The organism is Facklamia sp. P9177, from assembly GCF_050409585.1.
Lineage (GTDB): Bacteria > Bacillota > Bacilli > Lactobacillales > Aerococcaceae > Facklamia.
The window spans coordinates 96748-121617 of sequence record NZ_JBNUPE010000003.1 but is presented as its reverse complement, the minus strand read 5'-3'; the positions used below and the strand labels follow the sequence as shown (position 1 = coordinate 121617).

The 24870-nt window shown below is 35.1% G+C and carries 24 protein-coding genes; 21 read left to right on the top strand and 3 right to left on the bottom strand.

Annotation, left to right across the window (positions count from 1 at the left end):
- Positions 1–98 precede the first annotated feature (98 nt).
- A complete protein-coding gene (locus ACQV18_RS02420) occupies positions 99–584 on the top strand; it encodes a PTS sugar transporter subunit IIA (RefSeq protein WP_428892491.1) in 486 nt (161 codons plus the stop codon).
- A gap of 99 nt (positions 585–683) precedes the next feature.
- Here the strand turns inward: ACQV18_RS02420 and ACQV18_RS02415 are convergent, their stop codons facing one another.
- Complete coding sequence (locus ACQV18_RS02415; RefSeq protein WP_428872945.1) at positions 684–1724, bottom strand: lactonase family protein; 1041 nt, start codon at positions 1722–1724, stop codon at positions 684–686.
- Positions 1725–1852: 128 nt separating this feature from the next.
- Here ACQV18_RS02415 and ACQV18_RS02410 point away from each other — a divergent pair, with 128 nt between their 5' ends.
- From ACQV18_RS02410 to ACQV18_RS02395, 4 genes are all read left to right on the top strand, one after another.
- Positions 1853–3109, top strand: a complete 1257-nt coding sequence (locus ACQV18_RS02410; RefSeq protein WP_428872946.1) for an AI-2E family transporter — start codon at positions 1853–1855, stop codon at positions 3107–3109.
- Positions 3110–3210: 101 nt separating this feature from the next.
- On the top strand, positions 3211–3930 hold the full coding sequence (locus tag ACQV18_RS02405; protein ID WP_428872948.1) for a DUF554 domain-containing protein: 720 nt from the start codon (positions 3211–3213) through the stop codon (positions 3928–3930).
- A 32-nt stretch (positions 3931–3962) separates the two neighbouring features.
- On the top strand, positions 3963–4583 hold the full coding sequence (locus ACQV18_RS02400; protein ID WP_428872950.1) for an NADPH-dependent FMN reductase: 621 nt from the start codon (positions 3963–3965) through the stop codon (positions 4581–4583).
- An 11-nt stretch (positions 4584–4594) separates the two neighbouring features.
- The gene (locus ACQV18_RS02395) at positions 4595–5170 is read left to right on the top strand and encodes an NADPH-dependent FMN reductase (protein ID WP_428872952.1); all 576 of its coding nucleotides are present in this window, start codon (positions 4595–4597) and stop codon (positions 5168–5170) included.
- Positions 5171–5228: 58 nt separating this feature from the next.
- On the opposite strand, the gene rnhC is transcribed toward ACQV18_RS02395, so the two are convergent.
- Positions 5229–6167: a ribonuclease HIII gene (rnhC, locus tag ACQV18_RS02390; RefSeq protein WP_428872954.1), complete on the bottom strand. Its 939-nt coding sequence runs from the start codon at positions 6165–6167 to the stop codon at positions 5229–5231.
- Positions 6168–6302: 135 nt separating this feature from the next.
- On the opposite strand from rnhC, the gene zapA reads away from it, so the two are divergent.
- From zapA to ccpA, 16 genes are all read left to right on the top strand, one after another.
- A complete protein-coding gene (gene zapA, locus ACQV18_RS02385) occupies positions 6303–6551 on the top strand; it encodes a cell division protein ZapA (protein ID WP_428872956.1) in 249 nt (82 codons plus the stop codon).
- A gap of 72 nt (positions 6552–6623) precedes the next feature.
- Positions 6624–7163, top strand: a complete 540-nt coding sequence (locus ACQV18_RS02380; protein ID WP_428872958.1) for a CvpA family protein — start codon at positions 6624–6626, stop codon at positions 7161–7163.
- 30 nt (positions 7164–7193) lie between these two features.
- Positions 7194–9551 (top strand): endonuclease MutS2, encoded by a 2358-nt coding sequence (locus ACQV18_RS02375; protein ID WP_428872960.1) that lies wholly within the window; start codon positions 7194–7196, stop codon positions 9549–9551.
- 82 nt (positions 9552–9633) lie between these two features.
- Positions 9634–9945 carry a thioredoxin gene (trxA, locus tag ACQV18_RS02370; RefSeq protein ID WP_428872961.1) on the top strand — a complete coding sequence of 104 codons (312 nt, stop codon included), beginning with the start codon at positions 9634–9636 and terminating at the stop codon, positions 9943–9945.
- Between the two features lie 124 nt (positions 9946–10069).
- A complete protein-coding gene (gene ald, locus ACQV18_RS02365; RefSeq protein ID WP_428872963.1) occupies positions 10070–11176 on the top strand; it encodes an alanine dehydrogenase in 1107 nt (368 codons plus the stop codon).
- Positions 11177–11293: 117 nt separating this feature from the next.
- Positions 11294–12187, top strand: coding sequence for a bifunctional hydroxymethylpyrimidine kinase/phosphomethylpyrimidine kinase (locus ACQV18_RS02360; protein ID WP_428892490.1), 894 nt, complete (start codon positions 11294–11296; stop codon positions 12185–12187).
- A gap of 1 nt (position 12188) precedes the next feature.
- Positions 12189–13937 (top strand): hypothetical protein, encoded by a 1749-nt coding sequence (locus ACQV18_RS02355; protein ID WP_428876392.1) that lies wholly within the window; start codon positions 12189–12191, stop codon positions 13935–13937.
- A gap of 26 nt (positions 13938–13963) precedes the next feature.
- Positions 13964–14872 (top strand): ABC transporter ATP-binding protein, encoded by a 909-nt coding sequence (locus ACQV18_RS02350; RefSeq protein ID WP_428892489.1) that lies wholly within the window; start codon positions 13964–13966, stop codon positions 14870–14872.
- Positions 14865–16208: an ABC transporter permease gene (locus ACQV18_RS02345; protein WP_428872969.1), complete on the top strand. Its 1344-nt coding sequence runs from the start codon at positions 14865–14867 to the stop codon at positions 16206–16208. The genes ACQV18_RS02350 and ACQV18_RS02345 overlap by 8 nt, the downstream gene beginning before the upstream one ends.
- A gap of 137 nt (positions 16209–16345) precedes the next feature.
- The gene (gene racE, locus ACQV18_RS02340; protein WP_428892488.1) at positions 16346–17188 is read left to right on the top strand and encodes a glutamate racemase; all 843 of its coding nucleotides are present in this window, start codon (positions 16346–16348) and stop codon (positions 17186–17188) included.
- Positions 17169–17765: an XTP/dITP diphosphatase gene (locus ACQV18_RS02335; RefSeq protein ID WP_428872973.1), complete on the top strand. Its 597-nt coding sequence runs from the start codon at positions 17169–17171 to the stop codon at positions 17763–17765. Before racE ends, ACQV18_RS02335 begins: the two co-directional genes overlap by 20 nt.
- Before the next feature lie 2 nt (positions 17766–17767).
- The gene (locus tag ACQV18_RS02330; protein WP_428872975.1) at positions 17768–18295 is read left to right on the top strand and encodes a metallophosphoesterase; all 528 of its coding nucleotides are present in this window, start codon (positions 17768–17770) and stop codon (positions 18293–18295) included.
- A complete protein-coding gene (gene cbpB / locus ACQV18_RS02325; protein ID WP_428874651.1) occupies positions 18292–18804 on the top strand; it encodes a cyclic-di-AMP-binding protein CbpB in 513 nt (170 codons plus the stop codon). Before ACQV18_RS02330 ends, cbpB begins: the two co-directional genes overlap by 4 nt.
- An 82-nt stretch (positions 18805–18886) precedes the next feature.
- Positions 18887–19441 (top strand): DUF948 domain-containing protein, encoded by a 555-nt coding sequence (locus ACQV18_RS02320; RefSeq protein WP_428892487.1) that lies wholly within the window; start codon positions 18887–18889, stop codon positions 19439–19441.
- A gap of 1 nt (position 19442) precedes the next feature.
- Complete coding sequence (locus tag ACQV18_RS02315) at positions 19443–19877, top strand: YtxH domain-containing protein (RefSeq protein WP_428872980.1); 435 nt, start codon at positions 19443–19445, stop codon at positions 19875–19877.
- Between the two features lie 810 nt (positions 19878–20687).
- Positions 20688–21692, top strand: coding sequence for a catabolite control protein A (ccpA, locus tag ACQV18_RS02310; RefSeq protein WP_428872981.1), 1005 nt, complete (start codon positions 20688–20690; stop codon positions 21690–21692).
- Between the two features lie 65 nt (positions 21693–21757).
- On the opposite strand, the gene ACQV18_RS02305 is transcribed toward ccpA, so the two are convergent.
- The gene (locus tag ACQV18_RS02305; RefSeq protein ID WP_428892486.1) at positions 21758–24847 is read right to left on the bottom strand and encodes a transglycosylase domain-containing protein; all 3090 of its coding nucleotides are present in this window, start codon (positions 24845–24847) and stop codon (positions 21758–21760) included.
- Between the last annotated feature and the right edge of the window lie 23 nt (positions 24848–24870).

The following is a 24870-nucleotide window of genomic DNA, read 5'->3' as shown; positions in this document are numbered from 1 at the left end:
TTATAGCTAACAATTAAACAAATGTCACTATGTGGTCAATTCTTAAAATAGGAGTCTGTGAAGAAATATGATAAAATGAAGTCAAGAGGAGGAATAAAATGTTTGGGTTATTTAAGAAAAAAGCTAAAAAAATCAGCCTACATGCTGTCTGTGATGGTCAAATAATTCCTTTAGAAGAAGTCAACGATCAAGTTTTTTCTCAGAAAATGATGGGAGATGGCTACGCTATTCAACCGAGTCAATCAACCATCTACTCACCAGTTCAGGGTAAATTAATGAATGTTTTTCCGACTAAACATGCGATGGGAATACAAATAGAAAATTTAGAATTACTACTTCATATGGGATTAGATACGGTGGAATTAGAAGGTAAGCCTTTTAATACTTTGGTTAATGAAGGGGATAACTTAACACCAACCACTGCTGTTTCAGAAGTTGATTATCAAGAAATTGAAGCAGCAGGTAAGGATAATGTGATGTTAGTTATCTTTGTTAATGGTTCAGAGATCATCGATGAGTTTAAGATTACTGCTAGCGGTTCAGTTACTAAAGGACAAGAAATTGGGTATGTGACATTAAGGTAAAAGGTTATCAAAAAAATGATTAGCAAATTCTATTGAATCTGCTAATCATTTTGATTTTTAACTAATCACTAACTTTTTGAATATATTTTTTAATGAAATTTACTTATTATTTAATGCTAATATACAAACGCATTCAGGAGCATAAGCTTTTGTATCGGTTAAAGAAATTATTCCACTTTCAGAATTTCTCTTAAATAAAGTAAGGTAATCAGAATCTTGATGAGCCACAATCAAATATTTTTCATCATGCGATAAGCAGAAATCTCTTGGAACTTTTCCATATGATGAAATACTTTGTAGAAGGCTTAACTTACCGCTAGTTTTATCCACTCCAAAGAGGGTAATTTGATCTTGATAGCGTGTCGAAACATATAAAAAGTTACCATCTTTTGAAATTCTAATTGCAGCTCCGGTGGCTTCTGGGTGACTATCGGTTGGAATATTATGATAACTTTCAATAATCTCTAAATGGCCATTTTGTTTTAGATGACATAAAATCGTGGTATTATTCAGCTCACCAATAATGTAGATAAATTTCTGATTAGGATGGATTGCTAAATGCCGTGGACCGGTTCCAGCTGGAATATTTAAAGATTGCTCAAGATGGGAGATTGAGCCATTCTCAGCTAAGGAATATACATAAATTTTATCACTACCCAAATCACAAACATAAAGAAACTTATCTTGATTGAAAGTAGAGGTAAAGTGGATACGAGACTGAGTTTGATTAGGATGGACAGATGAACCATCGTGGGCAACAGTCTGTATATGTTTTATTTCATCATCATTTAAGTGATAGATTTCTATAGTGCCTTCATGATAGTTTGATAGGTAGAGGACTTTTTTAGAATCTAAATAGAAAAGATGACATCCTGCTGCTTTGGTGTGATAAAAATAATTTTTTTTAATCCAGGTATCATTATGCTTTTTTTTGTATACTGCCACTCCTGAAAAAGGTTCTTCTTTTTCAATTGCAAATAAATAGCGATTATCTTTTGAGAGGGCAAGATAGGTGGGGTTTTGAATTGTATCGATTAACTCTCTTTCTGTGAAAGTTTCTTTTTGAGAATCAAAAGTGATCGATGTTAATCCTTCATTAACTCGACGGGTATAACCACCTAAAAAATATTTTTCTTTCATAAGATGGACTCCTTTCTTCTTCAAAAGTATTATAGCATAAGGGTAGATTTATATCGTAGTTAAGCCAATCATTTTAATTCTATTTGTGGTATGATTGAGATGAATTCATATAGGATAGGAGGGTATTGATGCGAAAATTAAATCAGTTTTTATTTAAGTCAGAATTCTTGAATGATCGCAATGTTATTCGGCTATTAAAATTTATTTTAATTGTCTTGGCAATCTATGCTTTTACACAAATTTCTTATTTATTTCAACCACTCTTTGATTTCTTGAACTTCTTTGCCTTTCCTTTCATTGGAACGGGCATTATGTACTATCTGTTCTCGCCCTTAGTGGTTAAACTCTCTAGACGCGGTGTAAACCGTCATTTATCAATATGGTTAATTTTTATTGGCCTCTCATTATTAGTAACTTGGGGTGTAGCTACACTCGTGCCGATAGTACAAAGTCAGACGCGCTCATTTATTAATGATTTACCTAAATATGTAGCAGGAATTCAAGATGTTTTTAACAAGCTTCCTTTACTACCTGATTTTAATGAAGTCTTTCCTAATCTGGCTAATCAAGAGGGGAGTGTTGATTTAAACGGACTTATCCAGCAAATTCAACCGCTAATTACATCGACTTTTGGTGGATTAGGTAGCGTGATAGGTACAGTTTCAACGGTTGTAACCGGCTTAGTTACTATTCCTGTCTTACTTTATTATCTTTTATTAGAAGGTTATAAGCTATTCCCTAAAATACTTTATTATATTCCTGATCGCTATAGAGAAACGACTAAGACTATGATTTATCAATCTCACTATCAGATTGGTCAATATATTCGTGGCCAAATTATTGTTGCAATTATTGTGGGCATGATTTTCGCTGCTGGTTTTTCCATTATAGGCCTAGACTATGCGATTACTTTAGGAGTACTTGCTACTTTTCTTAATGTCATTCCCTATATTGGGTCAGTCATTGCCGCTATTCCTGCCATAATTATTGGTTTAATTGCCTCTCCTTTTATGTTAATAAAGGTCTTATTGGTTATAGGGATTGAGGCTTTAGTTGAAGGAAGACTTATTCAACCGCAAATTCTTAGCTCGAATTTAAAAATCCATCCAGTTACAATTTTAATTGTTCTGTTAGGAGCGGGGCGCATATTTGGTGTAACGGGTGTGATTCTAGGTGTTCCTGCTTTTGCAGTACTTAAAGTGATCGTAACAGAACTATATCGTATTTACCGCAAACACTCTAATTTATATGGTGATGATTTAAAGAACCAATCGCTTTCTAAAGAAACTTTAATTGATATGTGTTTGGTTGAAGATGGGCAGGATGGTTTTGCTGCAGAAGATCAAGTTGATAAATTACTAAATTCCAATCAATTATTAAAATAAAATTAGTTCTTGGTTTTCTATGGAAAAATCATGAATTTATCTTTATAATAATTAAGTGTCAAGGTGAGATAGTACGCCAGTCAAGCAAGAGTATCCTTTGGATGCTCTTAATTTTATGTGAAGGATTTGTTAAGATGGGTGTAATTATTAATGGTATCGTAATCGTTATATGTAGTTTAATCGGTATGGGTTTAAAGGCAGGAATCCCTGTAAAAATCCATGAGCGATTGATGCATGGTATTGCTTTATGCGTGCTCGCAATTGGAATTGATGGCACCTTAGCTGGAGAAAATACGATTGTTATGATTTTGTCAGTTGTTGTAGGAGCAATGATTGGGGAATCAATTGATATTGATCAAAAGGTAACTTATGGGATTTCATTAATTGAAAAAAAAATATCAAAACCAGGATCTGATAGTCAGTTAGGGCAAGGTTTTATTTCAGCAGCAATGATCTTTTGTATTGGTTCAATGTCTATTTTAGGATCTTTAGAAAGTGGATTAACCGGTGATAATACCACGCTCTATACCAAGTCTATTTTAGATGGCATTACCGCCATTCTATTGAGTTCATCTTTGGGAGCAGGTGTTTTACTATCGGCAATTCCAGTAATAATCATCCAAGGCTTATTAGTAATCTTAGCAGGCTTTTTAGCTCCTATTTTATCAGTAGCAGTGGTAAATGAGATTATTGCAGTAGGATCACTATTATTGATTGGCTTAGGCATGAATATTTTAAATATTACTGAATTAAAGATTTTAAATTATACACCGGCAATCTTTTTACCCCCTATTTTCTTGACGCTATTATCTTTATTCTAATTAGGAATACTATTCTATGGAGGTATAATAATATGAAGAAAATTGTTGGCATCGTTGGAAATAATTCTACGGAATCTACCAATCGTAAGTTATTACAATTTATTCAAAAACATTTTCAAGATAGAGCGAATATCGAATTACTTGAAGTTCGAGGCCTGCCAATCTTTAATAAACCAGCGGATGGGAAATTACCTGAGGTAATCATTGAAATGGCTGAAAAAATTGAGGCAGCCGATGGAGTGGTTATTGCTACTGCAGAGTACGATCATTCTATTCCAGCCGCTTTGACGAACGCTTTATCTTGGTTATCTTATAATATATTTCCTTTTGTGGATAAACCTTTAATGATTGTGGGAACTTCCTATGGTGTTTTAGGGACTTCTAGAGCCCAACAACACCTGCGTTCAATTATGAATGCACCAGTTATTCGTGCAATGCTTATGCCTGGTTGTGAATTTTTAATGGGGAACTCTTTAGAGGCTTTTGATAAAGAAGGGAATTTAGTTTTCCCAGATAAGGTCAATCAGTTAGAAGCTTATTTTAATGATTTTCTTCAATTTATTGGTGTCACAGAACTATTACAAGAAAGGCATCAAGCAAATGTGGATGAAGCTCGCAAGTTCTATCATCAACAGTTCGAAGCTAAAGAGTAAGGGGGGATAATATGAAATTAGTAGGAATCGTAGGCTCTAATGCAGAATTTTCGTCTAATCGTTTATTATTACAGTATATAAAGCGGCACTTTGCTGAATATTTTGAATTAGAAATTCTTGAAATTAACCAAATTCCGATGTTTGATGCTAGTAATGATCAAACAGATCATCCGGCGATTCAGTTATTAAATAAAAAAATACTTCAAGCGGATGGTATATTAATAGCCACCCCAGAACATATCCATACTGTTCCACCTGCTTTAAAATCTACAATTGAATGGCTATCTTATAAAGTTACACCTTTTATTCATAAGCCTGTGTATGTTATTGGAGCATCCTATTTGGAACAAGGGACCTCGCGTGCTCAATTACATATGGATCAAATTTTGGAGTCTCCTAGAGTGGATGCTTATGTCTTCCCTGGAAATGAATTTTTACTAGGTGGTGCTAAAAATAAATTTGATGCTGAAGGGAACATTACCGACCCTAAAACAGTTGACCATTTAGAAAAATGTATAGCTAAATTTATTCGCTATGTAAAATTAATCAATCAACTGGAAAATATTCCTGAAACTACAATTGACTAGATAAATGACCCTCGCATTGACTATAAAAAAGCTGTCGATAAAAATCGGCAGCTTTTTCTTAATGACGATATTTTTTGCTTAACTTTTTAGCTTTTTGTGTGTTAGCAAAATGGAGTTTAGCTGTTTGATTGAGACTTTCAATCCCATAGCGGTCGATTAATTTTGATGCATAAAGATCAACATTTCTGCCTGCCCCTGAAGGTAGTTTGCCGCCAAAAGTTTCACCGAGCGAATGAAGTTTTTTAACAAAGGCATCTCTTGCAATAATGGAAGCACAAGCAACGGCCAGATGAATAGATTCGGCCCTTTTAGCAAAATAGACATGGGCGCGATAAACTTCCTTTTCGTTTTTTAAGTGTTGGTAATAATTCTTTTCTGACGTAAATTGATCAATTATTACTCCATCAAGTTGCTTTTTCTGTTCAGGAGATAGTTTTTTATATAGTTCTTTAATAGTAAAGTTATGTAATCTCGCCTTAAGTCCGTTAGCATTATATTTTTTAATCATTTGATTGTATTTTTGTGGATTAGCAATTGTTAAATGATAATCAACTGAGTGTATGAGATTAGCCGCAATGCTTTCGATTTCATGATCAGATAAATTTTTAGAATCTTTTACGCCAAGTTCTTTAATTAATTCTTGTTTTTCAAAAGGAAGATAGACTGCACATACAGTCAAGGGTCCAAAGTAAGATCCGTTTCCCACTTCATCCGACCCAATTAAATTCTTAAATTGAATCCGGTCAGGTAAATGAGTGTTGTTTTCGAGAAAATTCGTGTGGATTGATTGAGGCAAGTCTTTAGCCCATATTCGCGCTTCTTCTTCAGCTGCTTTTCCTTGAAAGAGGACTTTGCCAGATTTATAAGCTGTAATGGTTACATAAGCTAATTTAGCTCTAAAGAGGCTATAGGGAACGGGGTCAATTAAGTGTCTTTGGTAATTTTCTTCCATAACTTTAAGAGTTGCTGGGTTTACTTCGAGAGTGACGCTGTTCATTTATATCCCACCTTTTATGAATTGGCTATCATAATTATCAGTTTACCATCTTCTTTAATATTCGTATAGGAAAGGTGCATTATAGAGGGACTTTTGGTAAAATAGTGGGAGAATCAAGCTTAAAGAGGAGATTACATGGAAGAGAAGAACCGTTATAAGGCATTGATTGAAGGCAGAGTCTATACCATTGTGGGTCATCGTTCGAGAGAGCACATGGATGCAGTTGTTCAATTACTGACTCAACAATTACAACAATTAAAAGAACTTGATCCCAATTTGACTCAAGAAGATCGCGCTATTTTGATGGCAATTAATGCTATTTCAGACCAGATTACAAAAGAAGAAAAAATTGCAGCGCTAGAGAAAAGACTAGGCTTAGGCTAATTTTTAAAGAAATAGAATGATTATGAATTTTTTGAACAGGACTAATGAGGAAATCATTAGAGGGGGTACTTTATGTTAAGTGTTATTGTAATTTTAATTTTGGCCTTCGCCTTTTACTCTGGCTATCGGTCAGGAATGATTATGCAGATTGTAAGATTGTTAGGTTATATTATTACCTATATCATTGCTACACAATATTTTGATGTTTTGAGCAAGTGGGTGGAGATGATTATACCATTTCCAGCTGTCCAACCAGATAGTCAACTCGCTCTATATACGGAAGCTCAAACTTTTCTACTCGATCAAACTTTCTATAAATTGATTACTTTTCTAATTATCTGGTTAATCGGCTGGTTGTTAACGAATGTATTATCCATTTTATTTACCAAAGTAACTTATTATAGTGTTTTAAATATTAGTAATCGGTTAATTGGTGGTGTACTCAATTTCGCTGTTGTCTATTTTATCGTATTTATGGTTTTATACTTATTATCGTTAATTCCTATAGAATTTATCCAACAGCAATTTGTTAACAACCCATTGATTTTTAGAATGGTGGATTCCACGCCTATTTTGACCGACTTTGTAGGGAAGTTTGGCTTGGGATCCTAATGATTATTAATAGGAAAGGGGGAATCTTTGATGACTAATAGTAAAACTTTGGAGAAATTAGAGTATCATAAAATTATTCAGCAAGTCTCCCACTTTGCAAATACCGAGATGGCTAAATCTAAGATTCTCAAAATGCAGCCATCCACCGATTTGGAAACAATTCAAAAATGGCAAGAGGAAGTGGAAGAAAATTTAGCAATTCTTCAACAAGGTAAGAACATACCTATTCCTCGCTTAGTAGCGTTAAGTATGGCCTTTAGACGGCTGGAGATTTCAGCTGCTTTAAACCCTAAGGAGTTAGGACAAATTGGCCGCCTATTGACTACTACCAATCAAGTAACACAATTTTTTGCTGATTTAGAAGCTGAAGAAAAAATCTATCCTTCATTGAAGTATTGGGTGGATCAATGCGTGAGTCTTCCACAAGTTATCAAAGAAATACAATCAACGGTAAGTGATGAGGGGGCGGTTTTAAATTCCGCATCCACTCAATTGGCAGCTATTAGAAAAAATCAAAGTCAAACAGAAAATCAAATCCGCAACCAACTGAATCAATTACTAAAAACTAAAGGGAATCAGTTGAGCGATCGCTTAATAACTATCAGGAACGATCGTTATGTTCTACCCGTTAAGGCGGAGTATAAAGGTCAATTTGGTGGTACCATTCATGATCAGTCAGCAACTGGTCAGACAGTCTTTATGGAACCGAAGGTTGTTGTGGAGTTAAATAATCGCTTAGCCCAATTGGAGATAGATGAGCGTACCGAAATTGAAAGAATTCTTCTTGAAATATCTTTAATGATTGCGCCTTATGTTGAAGAAATTAAACATAATCAATCCATGATTGCCCAATTAGATTTTATTCAATCTAAAGCTGAGTATGCTAAAGCGATTAAGGCGACAAAGCCTGTTTTTTCAATTGATAACCAAGTAGCTCTATGGCAAGCCAGACATCCTTTAATTGATTCGGACGATATTGTAGCAAATGATATATTAATTGGTGAAAACTATCATATTCTCTTAATCACAGGTCCTAACACCGGTGGTAAGACGATTATTTTAAAAACGATTGGTCTCATTCAATTAATGGGACAATCAGGACTTCATGTTCCTTGCGATTCTGGTTCTCAATTAGGCGTTTTCCAATCGATTTATGCTGATATTGGAGATGAGCAGTCCATTGAGCAGTCTCTTTCTACCTTCTCCAGTCATATGACGAATATTGTGAATATAGTCGAAGAAGCAGACTATCAATCCCTCGTTTTATTTGATGAACTCGGTTCTGGAACTGATCCGCAAGAAGGTGCAGCCTTAGCTATTTCTATTTTAGATTATTTAAGGAAAGTAGGGGCTACTGTTTTAGCAACAACTCATTATCCGGAATTAAAAGTTTATGCCCATGAACGAGCAAAAACAATTAATGCCTCTATGGAATTTGATGTTCAGACCTTATCGCCAACTTATCGCTTAATGATAGGTGTACCTGGTCGGTCCAATGCTATTGAAATCTCAAGAAGATTAGGCTTGAGACAAGATATATTAGAGGGGGCTCAAGAAGGAATTTCACAAGATAGTCAATCTTTGAACGAAATGGTTGCTAAATTAGAGCGTGAAAGAAGAGAAAGTGAGCTAAAAAATAAAGAAGCTCAAGCTTTCTTAGAAAAAGCAGAACTCTTATGGCAAGATTTACGAACTGAATATGACCGCTATCTTGAGCAAAAGCATGACTTAGTTGAAAAAGCTAAGCGTCAGACTAATGAGAAAGTGGAACAAGCTCAAAAAGAGGCGGAAGAATTGCTGCAAGAAATTCGAGACTTACAGTTAGTCCAAGGACAAAATCAAACCATTAAAGAACATGTTTTAATCGACAAGAAAAAGGCTTTTGATCAATTAAAACAACCAGAAAACTTGAAAAAGAATAAAGTCTTAAAACGGGTTAAAAAGTCTAAAAAGATTCAGGTGGGCGATGATGTCGAGGTCTTATCCTATGGACAAAGAGGAACTGTGCTTGAACAAGTTGAAAAAAATGAGTATGTTGTTCAAATGGGCATTATTAAGATGAAGATTGCGGCTGACGAGCTAAAACCGATTGGTAAGGTTGAGCCTAAGCAGAAGGTTAATGTACAAAGGCAAGCTGGATCTAAGGTAAAAACGACTTTAGATATACGTGGTTTGAGGTACGAAGAAGCGATGAGTAAGTTGAAACAGTATTTAGACCAAGCTCTTCTATCCAACCATTCACTGGTCACCATTATCCATGGTAAGGGTACAGGAGCATTGAGACAGGGTGTCAAAGATCAATTAAGCAATCATCCTCATGTCGATCACTTCGAATACTCCCCACCAAACGCTGGAGGAGATGGTTCAACAAGGGTTTACTTCGATTAGTTAGTAAGCATATAAATGGTCAAAGACCTTTTTGATGTGCTAAGATACATCTATCAACGTGATTAGTGAAAGGGGCTTTAAGATGGTTAAGGCAATTACAGATTCAGAATTTCAAACGAAAACAGCACAAGGAGTAAGCATTGTAGATTTTTGGGCACCATGGTGTGGACCGTGTCGCATGCAATCTCCAATTATTGATGAATTATCAGAAGAGATGGAAGGACAAGTAAATTTCTTCAAGATGAATGTCGATGAAGAAACTAAAATAGCCGGTGAATTCGGTATTATGTCCATTCCAACCATGGTTATAAAAAAAGATGGACAGGTTGTAGAAAAACTTGTCGGTTTTCATGATAAAGATCGTTTGACTGAGGTGCTTAAAAAGCATATTTAGAATAACTAAGAAAAGGGCCCAACTTCAGAAGCTGGGCCCTTTAAATTTTAAGATATAATCATATAATTTATTTGTGATGAAAAGAGCATGTGGTATAATAAAAAAACAAAGGAGGGATTTATTAATGAAAATTGGAGTACCTAGAGAATTGAAAGCAAATGAAGATCGTGTAGGACTCACCCCTAATAATATTAAAGAACTTGTTTCAGCTGGAAATGAGATAATTGTTGAAAAAGAGGCTGGATTGGGTTCAGGGTTTACTGATCATGAATATATTGATGCTGGAGCAAGTATCGTTGAAACAGCTGCAGAAGTTTGGAAAGCAGAAATGGTTATTAAAGTGAAAGAGCCAGTTAAAGAGGAATATGACTATTTTTATGAAGGACTTATTCTATTTACCTATTTACATCTTGCTCCTGAACTAGAATTAACACAAGCCTTGCTCGATAAGGGTGTAATTGGAGTAGCCTATGAAACGGTTGCCGATAAGGGGACACTTCCTTTATTAACACCCATGTCTGAAGTAGCCGGTCGAATGGCTGTTCAAATCGGAGCGCGTTTATTAGAAAAGAACCACGGTGGTCCAGGTATTTTATTTGGTGGTGTACCAGGTGTTCGTCGTGCCAATGTGACAGTGATTGGTGGAGGGGTTGTCGGTTTTAATACCGCTAAATTGGCTTACGGTTTAGGTGCTAATGTGACAATTCTTGATATTAATCCACAACGTTTGGCTGAGATTGAAAATATTCTTGGTAATGGTGTACAGACATTGATGTCGAATGAAACAAACATTCATAAAGCTGTGATCGATTCAGACGTAGTTGTCGGATCAGTTTTAATAGCTGGACGCCGTGCACCAGTTCTTGTTAAAGAAGAAACCATTCAAGAAATGAGACCAGGTTCCGTTTTAATTGATATTGCAGTTGACCAAGGTGGAAACTTTGAGACAACTAAACCAACTACTCATAAGGAACCGATTTTCCTTAAACATGATATTATTCATTATGCAGTGGCTAATATTCCAGGAGCTGTCCCAAGAACTTCCACCATTGCTTTGACCAATGCTACTTTACAATATGCTAAAGAAATTGCTAGGGCAGGCATTAAAGAAGCTGCCAAGCAAAATGATGCGATTTTATTAGGTATCAATACTTATCTTGGACATCTAACATCCATTGCCGTGGCTGAATCGCAAGACAGAGAGTTTTTTGATATTGAAACAGTTTTATAAACAAGATAAACCACTCACCCTAGCAGAGACAATGTCTCTGCTATTTTTTTAGTATGAATTATCTTTATTTATTTGCTTAAAAGAGGTACTATGATTATATAAATGTAGGGGGTTCTTATGTTTTCACTTAATCGCAATAATTATTCAAATACTATTTTAGTTGTTAATGATATTCCTGGTGCCGGAAGAGTAGCGGGTTCAATTAATTTGCCAGTTTTAGCTGCTGCCCAATTAGAAGCTACTATTTTGCCAACTTTAATCCTTTCTTCGCATGCTGGAGAAAAAGGGGATTTAGTTCGTTATTCCATGGGAAATGCTTATCAAGAAATGCTGCACCATTGGCAGCAAGTTGACTATCATTTTGATGCAATTTTAACGGGTTATTTTGCTGATACTCAGCAGATAGATGATTTGAAAACCTATCTTTTAAAAGAAAAAGAAATCAATCCAAACATTGCATTATATATGGATCCGATTATGGGGGACCATGGTCAGTTCTATGCTGGTTTTGATCAAGACGTCGCTCATCATTTGCGTGAATTAATACCGTATGCAGAATTAGTCATGCCCAATCTAACAGAAGCTTGTTTGATTTTAGGACGAGACTACAAAGAGGACTTCAGATTAAATGAGATTGCTGATATCGCCGATGAATTATTAACTTTAGGTTGTAAAAATGTCATTATTACAGGAGCTAAAGATGATCGAAGTGATAATAATCGCTTAGGTTTCTACTATGCCAGCCAATCGGGTGAAAAAGGACTTGTAGTTCACGAGTATTTTGATGGTTACATATTTGGAACTGGAGACACTGTTGCTTCAATCATTACTGCCAGTCGAATCGCTGGTGACAGCTTGAAAGACTCTGTTAGATTGACAGCAGATATTATTGAGAAAATGATTCCTTTTTCTATTAGTCAAAATGAAAGTAATTTGGGTCCTATTCATTTTGAGCCTTTTATAAAAGAAATTTCTACATATTTCAGTCAGAAAAAAGAAAGTGGGTTTTAAATTGATTATTAAAGATGTGACACCTGAAAAAACGATTAATAAAAAAGCCAACAAGCGTTCATTTAATCCAAACTATTTGTATGTATTATTAGCATTGGCTATCTTTGTTTATTATTATCTCACACTACCACCTATCCATTACGCTTCTTATCAAAGCTGGTTTTTTCTTCTATTAATTGTGGCCGGTGTTTTTGCCATCGAATTGATTAAAGATTCCAATCAGTGGTTCAAGCAGATCAAGAATAATCCTAATCAAGTTACTGAGATTAAATTCGGCAAATTGCCAAAGAAATACCGCTTGTTCTATTGGCCGGTTGTTATTGTCTTATTAGTAGGATTAATTGGGAAGTTTGTTTTTTCTCCTTTCTTTATGGCAAAAGATTATGGTCAAATGATCTCACCAGTCAATAAAGATTTCGAGACCACTTTTCCTGAAGTTAATATTGATAATGTGCCATTAGTGGATCGAGATACAGCAGTGCGCCTTGGAGATCGCTATTTAGGAGCTTTAACTGAGCTTGTTTCTCAATTTGAAGTATCGGATGAATATACCCAAATCAATATTGAAGCAGAACCCTACCGGGTAACTCCCTTGAAGTATGCAGGACTGTTTAAGTGGTTAAACAACTTTTCAGAAGGAATCCCACATTATCTTCAAGTTGATAATGTTACTGGAAAAGTGGAAGTAAAAACACCTGAAAAACCGATTAGATATTCTTATTCAGATCATTTCGGTCGGAATATTTCTAGACATTTAAGATTCAATTATCCATTCAGTATTTTTGAAAGCCCTGACTTTGAAATCGATGATGAGGGCAATCCTTATTATATAGCTACTAGCTATGGACGAAATTTCTTTCTTAATGAGCCAGAACCTAATGGTTTAATTATTGTTAATGCGATGACAGGAGAACACCAAAAATACTCCATGGATGAGATCCCATCTTGGGTAGACCGCGTTTATTCTGCTGACTTAATCATGCACCAGTTAGACCAAAACGGTAAATATAAAAATGGTTTTTGGAACTCAGTTTTTGCCAAAGAAGGCGTAACAGAAACCTCCAAAGGTTATAATTATCTACCAATGAATGATGATATTTACCTCTATACTGGTATCACTTCTGTTGTATCAGATGAATCAAACATTGGCTTTGTATTAGTTAATCTAAGAACCAAAGAAGCTACTATGTACAATTTATCTGCTGCCGAAGAGTTCTCTGCTATGGCTTCAGCTGAAGGGTCTGTTCAAGAAAAAGGATATATTGCAACATTCCCTCTCTTGATTAACTTACAAGGCAATCCTATGTATATTTTAACTTTAAAAGACTCTTCCGGTCTTATTAAAAATTATAGCTTAGTAGATGTTCAAGATTATCAGAAAGTCTACATTGCTAGCAATATGACTCAGCTTATCCAAAAGTATGGGGAAGATAATCCTGTGGTTTTAGAGGCAATCAATGAGGACACATTAGAAAAAGTAACCGGAAAAGTTGAAAAAATCCAAGCTGTTATAAAAGAGGGGGAAACTTTCTATTATTTCATGTTAGATGGTAATGTTTATCAAGTGCCTGCAAAATTGAATGATTACCTACCATTTGTAGAAGAAGGACAAACAATCACGCTTAAATTAGATGATCGATCAAACATTCATTTAGTCGATTTGACGGAAATATTTGGCGACAAAGCGGCTCAAGAAGAAGTGATTCCAACCAGTGAAGATACTGATCCGCTGCTAGACAATGTGAAATAATCATAAAAAGTTAAGAGGAGGATATAATGTTAGAAGTAAAAAACCTATCCAAGAAATTTGGTAGTTTTCAAGCTGTAAAGAATGTTTCTTTTGACATTGAATCGGGAACGATTATGGGATTTATTGGTCCAAATGGATCAGGGAAAACAACTGTTTTTCGAATGATTTTAGATTTCTTAAATCCTGAACCTGGGGGACTAGTTACTTGGAATCAAAAGCCGATTAATAATCAATTATATGATTTAGTTGGTTACTTACCAGAAGAACGTGGTCTTTATGAAAAGATGACTATTGAAGAACAAATTGTCTATTTCGCTAGCCTTAGAGGAATGAAACACCTTGATATTATCACTCAAATAGATGAATGGATGGATAAATTTGCCGTAAAAGGTAAACGAAAAGATAAGATTAATACGCTTTCTAAAGGAAACCAGCAAAAAATACAATTGATTGCTACATTAATCCATCGACCTAAATTAGTTATTTTAGATGAGCCATTCTCCGGCCTAGATCCAGTCAATGCTGACCTTTTAAAACAAGGCATCTTAGAATTAAAAGAAGGTGGATCGAGCATTATCTTTTCTAGTCATAATATGGAAAATGTGTCACAAATATGTGATAAGTTAGCCATGATTCTTGATGGTGAGCAAGTTCTTTACGGTTCGATTAATGAAGTTAGAGAACAGTTTGGACGTATTCGCATTTATATTGAAAGTAAAAAGTGGAATGAAGCTAGCCTGCTAGAAATTGAAGGGGTAGATTCGGTAGTTCGTACCAGCCCTGATCATTACACCTTAAATCTTAGCGATGAATCATTTGGTCCTAGCATCTTCCAAATAATCACTCAAGGACAATTTATCCCAATGTTCTCTCAACAACCACCGACCTTAGAGGAAATATTTAAGTTGAAAGCAGGTGACCGAATTCATGAATAAAATGTGGCTTGTAGCAAAAGAGGTTTATCGGAAAAATGTGAAGTCTTGGGCTTTTTTCTGGATGATAGCAGGCCCCATTATTATGGGGTTGGTTATTTTAGCAATCGGTTATTTTATTTATCTTGACCAATCCAGCTCTTCAGTCGGCAATGTTGGAATTGTATCTGAAAATGCAGAGATTAATCAATTGATTGCTGCAATAGAAGATGAAAATGACTACCAATTTGACTTAAATGAAAAGCAAGCTGAAGAAGCCTTATTTGCAGAAGAAATTGATGGTTATTTAGTTGTTGAAGGTGAAAATGTAGATCTTAATGCTAAGTTCTATCGCCATAATTCAGGCAAGAATATTGCCACTTATAATATCGAAGAAGTACTTTCAGAATATCGCATTCAAAAACAAGCAGAAGCATTTAATTTAAAACAAGAAGAAGTGAATCAATTAAAAGATAGTGCTGTTGACATTGAAACTATTCGCATCCAACCAGACGATGATGGCGCTGTTACAGAGGTTTCAGAAAATGATCCAGTAACTGCCGCTAAAATTGGAGTGGCTTATGTAGTGTGTTTTGTGGTTTTAATGTTTATTATGAGTTACGTATCCATAGTCTCTCAAGAAATTGCGGCAGAGAAGGGCTCTAAAATCATGGAAATTATTCTCTCCAGTATCACCGCTACCCAGCATTTTTTAGGTAAGCTGATTGGAGTGGGCTTGGTAATTCTTACTCAATTAGTCATATATGGTATACTAGGAGTTATTATTTCCTATGTATCCGGCTTAGTATTAGCCCAATTTTTTGTAAACTCATCTGAAAATATGGAAAATATTCAAGCTGGCACACAAGCCATGAGCGAAAGTTTTGATCCGGCCATAATCAGCGATTATATTTCACAAGCTAGACCGGTGATATTATATGGAATATTGTTTGCTGTTATAGGAATGGCAATTTATTCAATACTTGCAGCTTTCTTAGGTTCATTAGTTTCTAAAACTGAAGACGTCAATAAAATGATCACCCCAATCACCTTATTAGCAGTAGCAGGCTTTTATATTGCCTTATACGGTATGCAGTCACCTAACTCAGCCATTGTTCGTTTAGGCTCCTATTTCCCATTATTTACGCCTTTTATTATGCCTTTCCGTTTGGCTAATGACACAGTTGCCACTAGTGAAATATGGTTATCGGTATTAGTTGCGATTGTTTTCTTAGCCTTATCGATTTGGTTATCGGTTGTGTTCTATAAATCAAATGTTCTAGTTTATAGTGAAAAAGGATTAATTGGTAGTTTTAAAAAGTCCTTTGCTATATGGAAAAACGAGAAAAAAGTTAATTAATTTTAAAACAAGGCCTTGCAAACAACTTCAGTAGGTTGTTAATTAAGGGCCTTGTTTTTTAGTAAATAACAAGATGACTTCCATTCTTTTTTTGCATAGATATGTTAAAATAATAATTGTGAAGTGAGGAGAATTTTATGAAAGACTTACCCATCGGTTTTATTGATTCTGGATTCGGCGGATTAACAGTTGTTAAACAGAGTTTAAAACAACTTCCTAATGAATCCGTTCTTTTTATTGGTGATAATGCTCGTTGTCCATATGGTCCGCGTCCGTTAAATGAAGTTAAGAAGTATATTTGGCAACTCAGCATTTTCTTGCGTGAAAAAGGCATTAAAATGCTTGTGATTGCTTGTAATACTGGGACTGCTGCAGCTTTAGAAGATTTGAAGCGAACTTTACCCATACCTGTTGTTGGCGTAATTGAACCCGGTAGTCGAGCTGCCATTATCCAAACTAATAATAAAAAAATCGGTGTGATTGGAACGATCGGAACTATTCAGAGTAAAATTTATGAAAAAACGATTATCAATAAAAAAAATGATGTGGTCGTAGAAGGACTTGCATGTCCGTCTTTTGTTGAAATGGTAGAGACTGGCCAAATTTATAGTAGCCAAGCTAAAGAAAAAGTGTCGCAAGAACTTTCCCCGCTATTAAAAAAAGAAATTGACACATTAGTACTTGGTTGTACCCACTATCCAATCATGCGCGGTTTAATTCAAGAAGTAGTTGGTCCTAAGGTTCATCTGATTGATTCAGGAGTTGAAACAATTAATGATGTTAGTATGCTGTTGGATTATTTTAACTTAAGTCGAACAGCAAATGATGCCTTACAACAATCTCCTACACAAACTTTCTATACAACAGGAGACATCGAACACTTTGATCGAATGGCTAGCGACTGGCTAGCTCGAAAAGATCTTGATGTCAGAAAATGTGAAATTAAAGGAGAAGTAATTTATGAAACTGATTATAGCTAGTCATAATCCAGGAAAAATAGCAGAGTTTAAAGCTCTTTTTGAAGCTTTTGATTTACAAGTTCAATCTTTGCTTGATTATCCTGAAATTCCAGAAGTAGAAGAAACAGGTACAACATTTGAGGAGAATGCACGTTTAAAAGCAGAAACAATCGCTAAGGAAATGAACTGCTTAGCCCTATCAGATGATTCAGGCTTATGTGTTCCAGCACTGAATAATGAGCCGGGTGTCTATTCGGCTCGCTATGCTGGAGAAGAAAAAAATGACGAAAGAAACCGTTTGAAACTTTTAGAAAATTTGAAAGAATTTAACGGTGATCAACGAAAAGCCTATTTCACAACCGTTATCGTATTAGCAGATCCACAAAAAGATTCATTAGTTGTTGAAGGTAATGTAGAAGGAATCATTACCAAAGAGCCTATCGGTGAGGGTGGCTTTGGTTATGATTCACTATTTTACTATCCTCAAGATCAACAAACCTTTGCTCAAATCTCTGCGGAACGTAAGAACCAAATTTCTCACAGAGGCCAAGCAGTGGAGAAGTTAAAAGAAAAACTAAATGATTGGTTGGAGGGATAGAGATGAAATTGTTAGTATTAAGTGACAATCATGGAAATTACTCTATTGTAAAAAACATCATTCAGCAGTTTAGGGATAAAGTAGATTATATTATTCATTGTGGTGATTCAGAATTTTCATTTGATGATCCTATTTGGCAGGCTGTCGATGTTAAAGTAGCAGGAAATATGGATTTTTCTCCAGGCTATCCATCTAGCGAAATTTTATCGACCCCTAAGGGAAAAATTTTGATTACTCATGGCCATTTGTATCAAGTAAATCAAGGAAACATTAATCTTTTAGAATTAGCTTTACAAAAGAATGCCAAATATGTTTTCCACGGCCATACACATCGCCTATATGCTGAAATGAAGCGAGGAATCTTATTTATGAACCCTGGTTCCATTGCAAAAGCAAGGGGCGAAATTCAAGAAAAAACATTTTCTATAGTTGAAATTTCCGATGACTTTATTAAGGTTGATTATTATAATTCACATGCAATACAGTTAGAAGATTTGTCTTATTATTTTAAACTAGATGGAGCTGATTGATCTTGATAGATCCTAACTTATCAAAAAATATTGTTGAAAATCTAAAAGAAGTTATTATCCCGGCTGATAATGTAGTCTATCTTTATGACTTTAATTCATTAATTCACGGCTTATTAGTCCTTAATCAAGTCGATTATTCGATGATTCCTGTGGTCAATCAAAATGGTCAAATAGTGGGCTTAGTAAGTATTAACATGATTGTTAAAGAAGCTATTACTTTAGAAGACATAGACTTTGACAACCTTAATTATAAATTAATTAAGCATTTAGACTTAAGGAAACCAGAATTTATAACAATGAACGAAAAGCTCGAATCAATTTTGCATAAACTGGTAGATAATAATTTTTTATGTGTGGTTGAAAACCATATAGAAAAGAAATTCATTGGTATTATTACTCGAAATATGATTTTAAAACGAATAAATGCTTTCTTGCATCGTACAAGTTTAAAAGAGTTAAGGGTTTCAAACTTCCAACAAGGGCGTGAGAAAAAATTAATAAATAAATAGCTCATTTCTAAGCCCTTATCTTTGAGTTAAATGCGCTTTCATGATATATTTAAGCTAGTAACTTAGCAAAGGAGGATTAGATATGACAATTGGTCAAATTGCAGCCATGATTGCAGCTTTAGCCTTTGCAATTCTCGTTGTATTCTTATCGATGACCTTGATGAAAATTGGTGAAATTCTGACAAATCTGAAGGAAACGGTGAGCAAATTAAATAATACCATTGATGTGGTGACTAAAGATGTTGACCATCTATCAATTGAGGTAGAAGGTTTACTGAACAAGTCAAATACACTTGTAGATGATTTAAATGCTAAATTAGGAAAAACCGATCCGTTATTTACTGCTATCGGTGATGTCGGAACATCCGTTTCAGAATTAAATGACTCGACTAAAGAAATGACATCGAACTTTGTTTCAAATATGCTTAAGAAAAACAAGAAAAAATCACCAATTGATTCAATTCAAAAAGCATCGCGAATGGTAAATCGTTTCAAAGTGAAGCCACAAGTCAAAAATTCAGAGATTTTGGCTAAGGATCCAGCTAAACAGGAAAAGAGAAGCTTAGATTCCTTTATTCAAGGAAAACCTTCTAAAACAGCTGGTGAGATTTCAATTAATTTAAAGGAGGCAAAATAATATGAAAAATAATGATGGATTTTTAGCGGGAGCTTTATTAGGCGCTCTTATTGGAGGGGCAGCTGCTCTTTTATATGCTCCTAAATCAGGTAGAGAGTTACGTGAAGATTTAAATGAAGAATTAGATTATTGGATTGATCGGGCTAATGATTATACAGACTATGCCGTGGAAAGAGGTGTAGAGATGTATGACGCAGCTTCTGATGCGAGTGAAGATTTCCGTGTAAATCTTAAAACTTCAGCTGATCATATTAAACGTTCTGCTGAAGAATTAAAGAAAGAAGCAAGCAAAGAATGGGATCATGTAAAAGAAGACCTCAGTCAATCTAAAGACATCTTGAGTGCCAAAATTGAAGATATTGAAGTTGATACAAAAGAAGAACTAAAAGATGTGAAAAAAGAAGTCGAGAAGCAAACAGATGAACTACTAAAATAAATTTAGAGGCTGGACAAAAGGCCTCTTCACCCGCTACATAAAACGCAGCGAGCTTAGAATGGAAAGGTGTTTTTCGTTCTAAGCTCGCTGCTTTGCATATTTGCTTGATTATTGGCCATTAATACCAGTCTTACAATAGTCTTCACCTTATCTCTAAGGCGAAGAAGGAGCTTAAATTTGTCTTTACATGATCGAATACAGACTCTACAGCAATTCTTCGTTGACTGTAGAGTGTCTTTCCTTCGTCAGATAAGAGCTTGGCTCGTTCGTTAAACTTGAGTGATTCATAAGACAGTTTGTAGTAGATTGCTTTTTGAGGTGCCGTGTCTGTCTCCTTCGGTCGGTAAACATCGCTCGTACTTTCATAATCATTGCGTATTTTAAAAATCTTGAATGCTATTAATAATAACTACTTCCTTTAAGCAGTATGATGGTCTGTCATTGCGCTCGATTCGGCGATTCCCATAAATTAAAAGCTCCGATGATGTTTCTTCGTTTCTTCTTTCTCGAATAGATTATATCTGATAAGGTGCTTATTCCCATGGTAGGTTAATTAAGTTAAATTTTCCTCACTGCCATATTTGGTGTCACCGACCATCCAAAAAGTTGAAGGGTAAACTGCTCTACAAATGAAATCAGTGTTAACCTATCTTTTGGGTTGGAGAAGACAGCAAACACCCTCTAATGAGCGAGTTCATTATTTATGAAAAAACTGTGAAAACTTGAGAATAAAGCTAGAAAACGCTTGCACTATCTGTCTGCTTATGTTAAATTCAAAGAGTAAATTAAAAATTTGAAAGAAGGGTAGGCATGGAAAAGCAAACAATTACAATATATGATGTAGCTCGTGAAGCTGGCGTATCAATGGCCACCGTATCTCGAGTTGTAAATGGTAATCCAAATGTAAAGCCAAGTACTAGAAAAAAAGTCTCAGAAGTTATAGAACGTTTAGATTATAGACCTAATGCTGTAGCAAGAGGACTAGCCAGTAAAAAAACAACCACAGTTGGCGTTATTATTCCTAACATTACTAATATCTTCTTTTCGGCATTGGCACGCGGAATTGATGATATAGCAGCTATGTACAAATATGACATTATTTTAGCAAATGCCGACGAAAGTGTCGACAAAGAAATTAATGTTTTTAATAATTTATTAGCTAAACAAGTAGATGGTATTATCTATATGGGTTATAATGTCGGCGAAGAACTTAAATCATTAATTAAAACTTCAAGAACACCTGTAGTTATTGCGGGTATGATTAGTGAAGATCCTGATCTCTATACAGTATCAATTGATATTCGATTAGCAATAGAAGAAATGACAGATTTCTTACTTCAAAAGGGTAACAGACCAGCTATTATCACCGATTCAGAAAAGTATTATGTCAATCGAGTGCATCGGATTCCTGGTTATAAATCAGCATTGGCTAAGCATAATATAGCGGTAGATGAAGATTTGATTATTCAAAGTGACTTTACTGATGATGAAGGAGATATAATTGTAGATCAATTATTAGCTGCTAAAGCTACCGGAGTTATCGCTACTAAAGATTTCTTGGCAGTAGCCATTTTAAATGCCCTAACTGATCGAAATATTAAAGTACCTGAAGACTTTCAAGTACTTACTAGTAAAAACTCAGTCCTTACAAAATATTCGCGTCCTCAACTATCATCTTTACAATATCCTTTATATGATGTTGGAGCGGTAGCAATGCGCTTGCTAACGAAAATTATGAATGATGAGGGTATCGAGCAGCGTCAAATCATTCTTCCCCATAAATTAGTACACCGTGGTTCAACACTGAGTGAATAAAAACATTAAAAAGCTATGAGATTTTAACTCATAGCTTTTTATTATAGAGCCTTTATTTTGCAAAATTATTCATAATATACTTCTTCAGTAACAGTCTCGCTATTTTCTGGTTGCGCCGGTATTAGATTACCATTTTCATCTGTGCTTTCAGAATGAGACTCATCATCCTCATCCGTTGTTTCTTCAGCAGAGGTCGTTGATGTTGTCTTTTCCTCAATAGATTCCATATAAGCATTCCAAAAACGTGCAGTATCTTGATCACTAGCGTTAAACATGAAGTTATAAGAGAGTGGAGCAGCAGGATTTGAATTTTTAAACAAATCTTGTTTAATAGGGCCATTTAGACTAGCAATTCGGTTATTATAGGTAATGTTTCCAGGTAAAGTTCCTGTCATTGCTACAATATTTTGGCTAACAACAGAAGCGGGTTGTGCAAAGACTTCATTAGATCCAAAAATATCAGGTCGAACTCTGAATAAGGCGTTGGCGATATTAGCCCAGTATATTTGTGAACGAACCGATTCATTGCCAAGTCCATCATCTGGGTTAACAAAGTATTCATAATATTGTGAATCATAGCCAGCCCATGTACCAATGGTAACAGAAGGAGTAGAGGCAATAAACCATAGATCTTTAGCATTCTCACTAGTTCCGGATTTGGCAATCCAGTCTCCTGGAACTTGCAGATTAGCTTTGGCATATTGTCCTGAACCGAATTCGGTTGTATCCCTTAAAATATCTACCATTAAGTAGTTTGTATCCTCACTAAATACTTTTTGTGGCTCTACTTCTTGTTCAAATACAGTATTTCCAAATGAATCGACAATCTTACTGATAATATGCCCTTGAATATAATAACCATTATTGGCAAAAGTTGAAAAAGCAGATGTTTGTTCAAAAACAGTCGGTCCGGTATTAACTCCACCAATGGAAAAGGCTAGGTTGTATGTTTCTTCTTGATCATATGCAAAGCCATCTTTAAAGCCCATGAGTTCAAGATAATCATAGACTGGTACGTTTTGCTGTATAAGCCCTTGATAAATTCGAATAGTTGGTAAATTCAGTGACTTAGCTAATGATTCTCTGACAGAGATAAACTTATTAGAAATTGATTCGCCGTAGTTGGTCGGTTTCCACTCAGTTCCATCGGGATAAGTTTCTACAAATGGTGTATCGGGTACAATTGTGGCAGGAGCAATAAGATTATTCTCAATTGCTGGTGCATAGACTGCAAGTGGTTTGATGGTTGAACCAGGAGAGCGGCGAGTGGCAAAGGCATGGTCAATTTGATTATTATCATAATCGGTCCCAGCCACAAAGCCCAGTACTTTTCCACTAGTGTTTTCAATCACCACAACACCAGTTTGAATATTTTCAACATAATAGATTTCTTCACCGGTACTAGGATCTGTATAAACCCCATCATAGCTTACTCCTAATGAGTCTACGTTTTCTTTAGCAGTTTCTTGTAATTGATCATAAATTTCTTTATCAATAGTTGAATATACTTTGTAGCCCCCGGTACGCAGCTGGTTTTCTGCTTCAGAATAATATTGATTATACCATTCAATGTCTTGTAAAACATCGCTCATCTGATTTCCATCGTCATTGACATTAATTTCCATTAATTTCTTAATGGCTTCATTCATGACGGTTTGATACAGGTAGGATTGGCGTTCGATTGGACGATTTTCAGGTTTAATAAAATCTTTACTAATATCATAATCAATCGCAGTTTCGTATTCTTCTTTAGTAATAGCCTTGTTACGATACATACTGAATAGCACAGCTTTCATTCGATTGATACCAGGATTGAAATCCTCTCTAAGTGAACTGTTATAGTTATAAGGAGTATAGCTATAAGGATCTTGAGGCAAACCAACTAAAAAGGCAGCTTGAGCTAAATTAACTTCATTTGGTTCTTTGCCGAAAATGCCTTCAGAAGCTTCACGAATTCCCGCAATATTATCTCCTTCATTATTACGTCCAAAAGGAGAAACATTGAGATAAGCGTTTAATATTTCGTCTTTGGTAAAATATTTTTCAACTCTTAAGGCCAAGAGAATTTCGTTAGCCTTTCTAAAGAAAGTAACATCATTTGTTAATAACTGCTGCTTAACTAATTGCTGAGTTAATGTTGATCCTCCAGTACCAGACCCGGTAATAAGCGTTTGAAGCACTGCTCTAAGTGTTGATTTAGGGTTAACACCGTAATGCTCATAAAAAGCTTGATCTTCAATGGAAATTAAACCTTCTTTAATATAGGGTGAAATATCTTCTAAATTAGTAACAGATCTAACGACGTCCGATCTTATATCAGCAATAAGGTCGCCAGAGTCATAATATAAACTAGATTGTTGTTCGACTTGATTAATAGCTTCAGCCATCTCTTGTTTACTTGGTGGAGTCGTATCAGATACTAATGAAGTGAAGTAGCCTAATCCAACACCTGATAAGAGAAAGCCAAAAAGAAGACCTACAACTACAAAGTAGATGAATAGACGTCTAAATACATTAAAGATAATCGAAAGGACTAAGGAAATTTTTGAAAACCGGTCAAGACCTTCCAAAGATAGTTGACTACGCACTTCTTTTTTTCTTTTTCTTCTTTTATCAAGGTAAGTCTGAAAAAGATTTTTATCCGTTGAGTGGTTGTCACTTTCACTTTCAGTTTTTTGATTTGACTTCTGTTGAGGTCTGTTTGATTCTATAGCGTCTCGACTGAACTTACTAGATTTATTACTGCTAGTATGATTATTAGTCTTATTTTCTAGCTTTAAATCAGTGTCAGTTTCAGTTTTTTTAATAACTTTCTTCTCTGAGCGATCTTTTTTAATCGATTTATTGTGTAAATTGCTTACTGACTCACCTATAGGAGTTTCTTTTTTGACTTTAAGCGATTGATAATGATTAGAAGAAAACTGTCTTCTATCCTCATTTGACTGAGGAATAGCCTTATCAAAATTATTAAAGCTCTTATTTTCAAGTTCACTAATTCTTTTCAATCTTCTTGCTCGAGCTTCTTCGCTATTAACATAGTTAGAAGATTTCTGGTCGATTAATCTTTGCCGCCTTTGATTGAGATTAGGCTTACTATCTTTTAAATGATGACCCTCCAAAGGTGGCAGATGATTCTTGCTTTCTTTATTAGTCATTTCATTATCCCCTTTATCGGCTT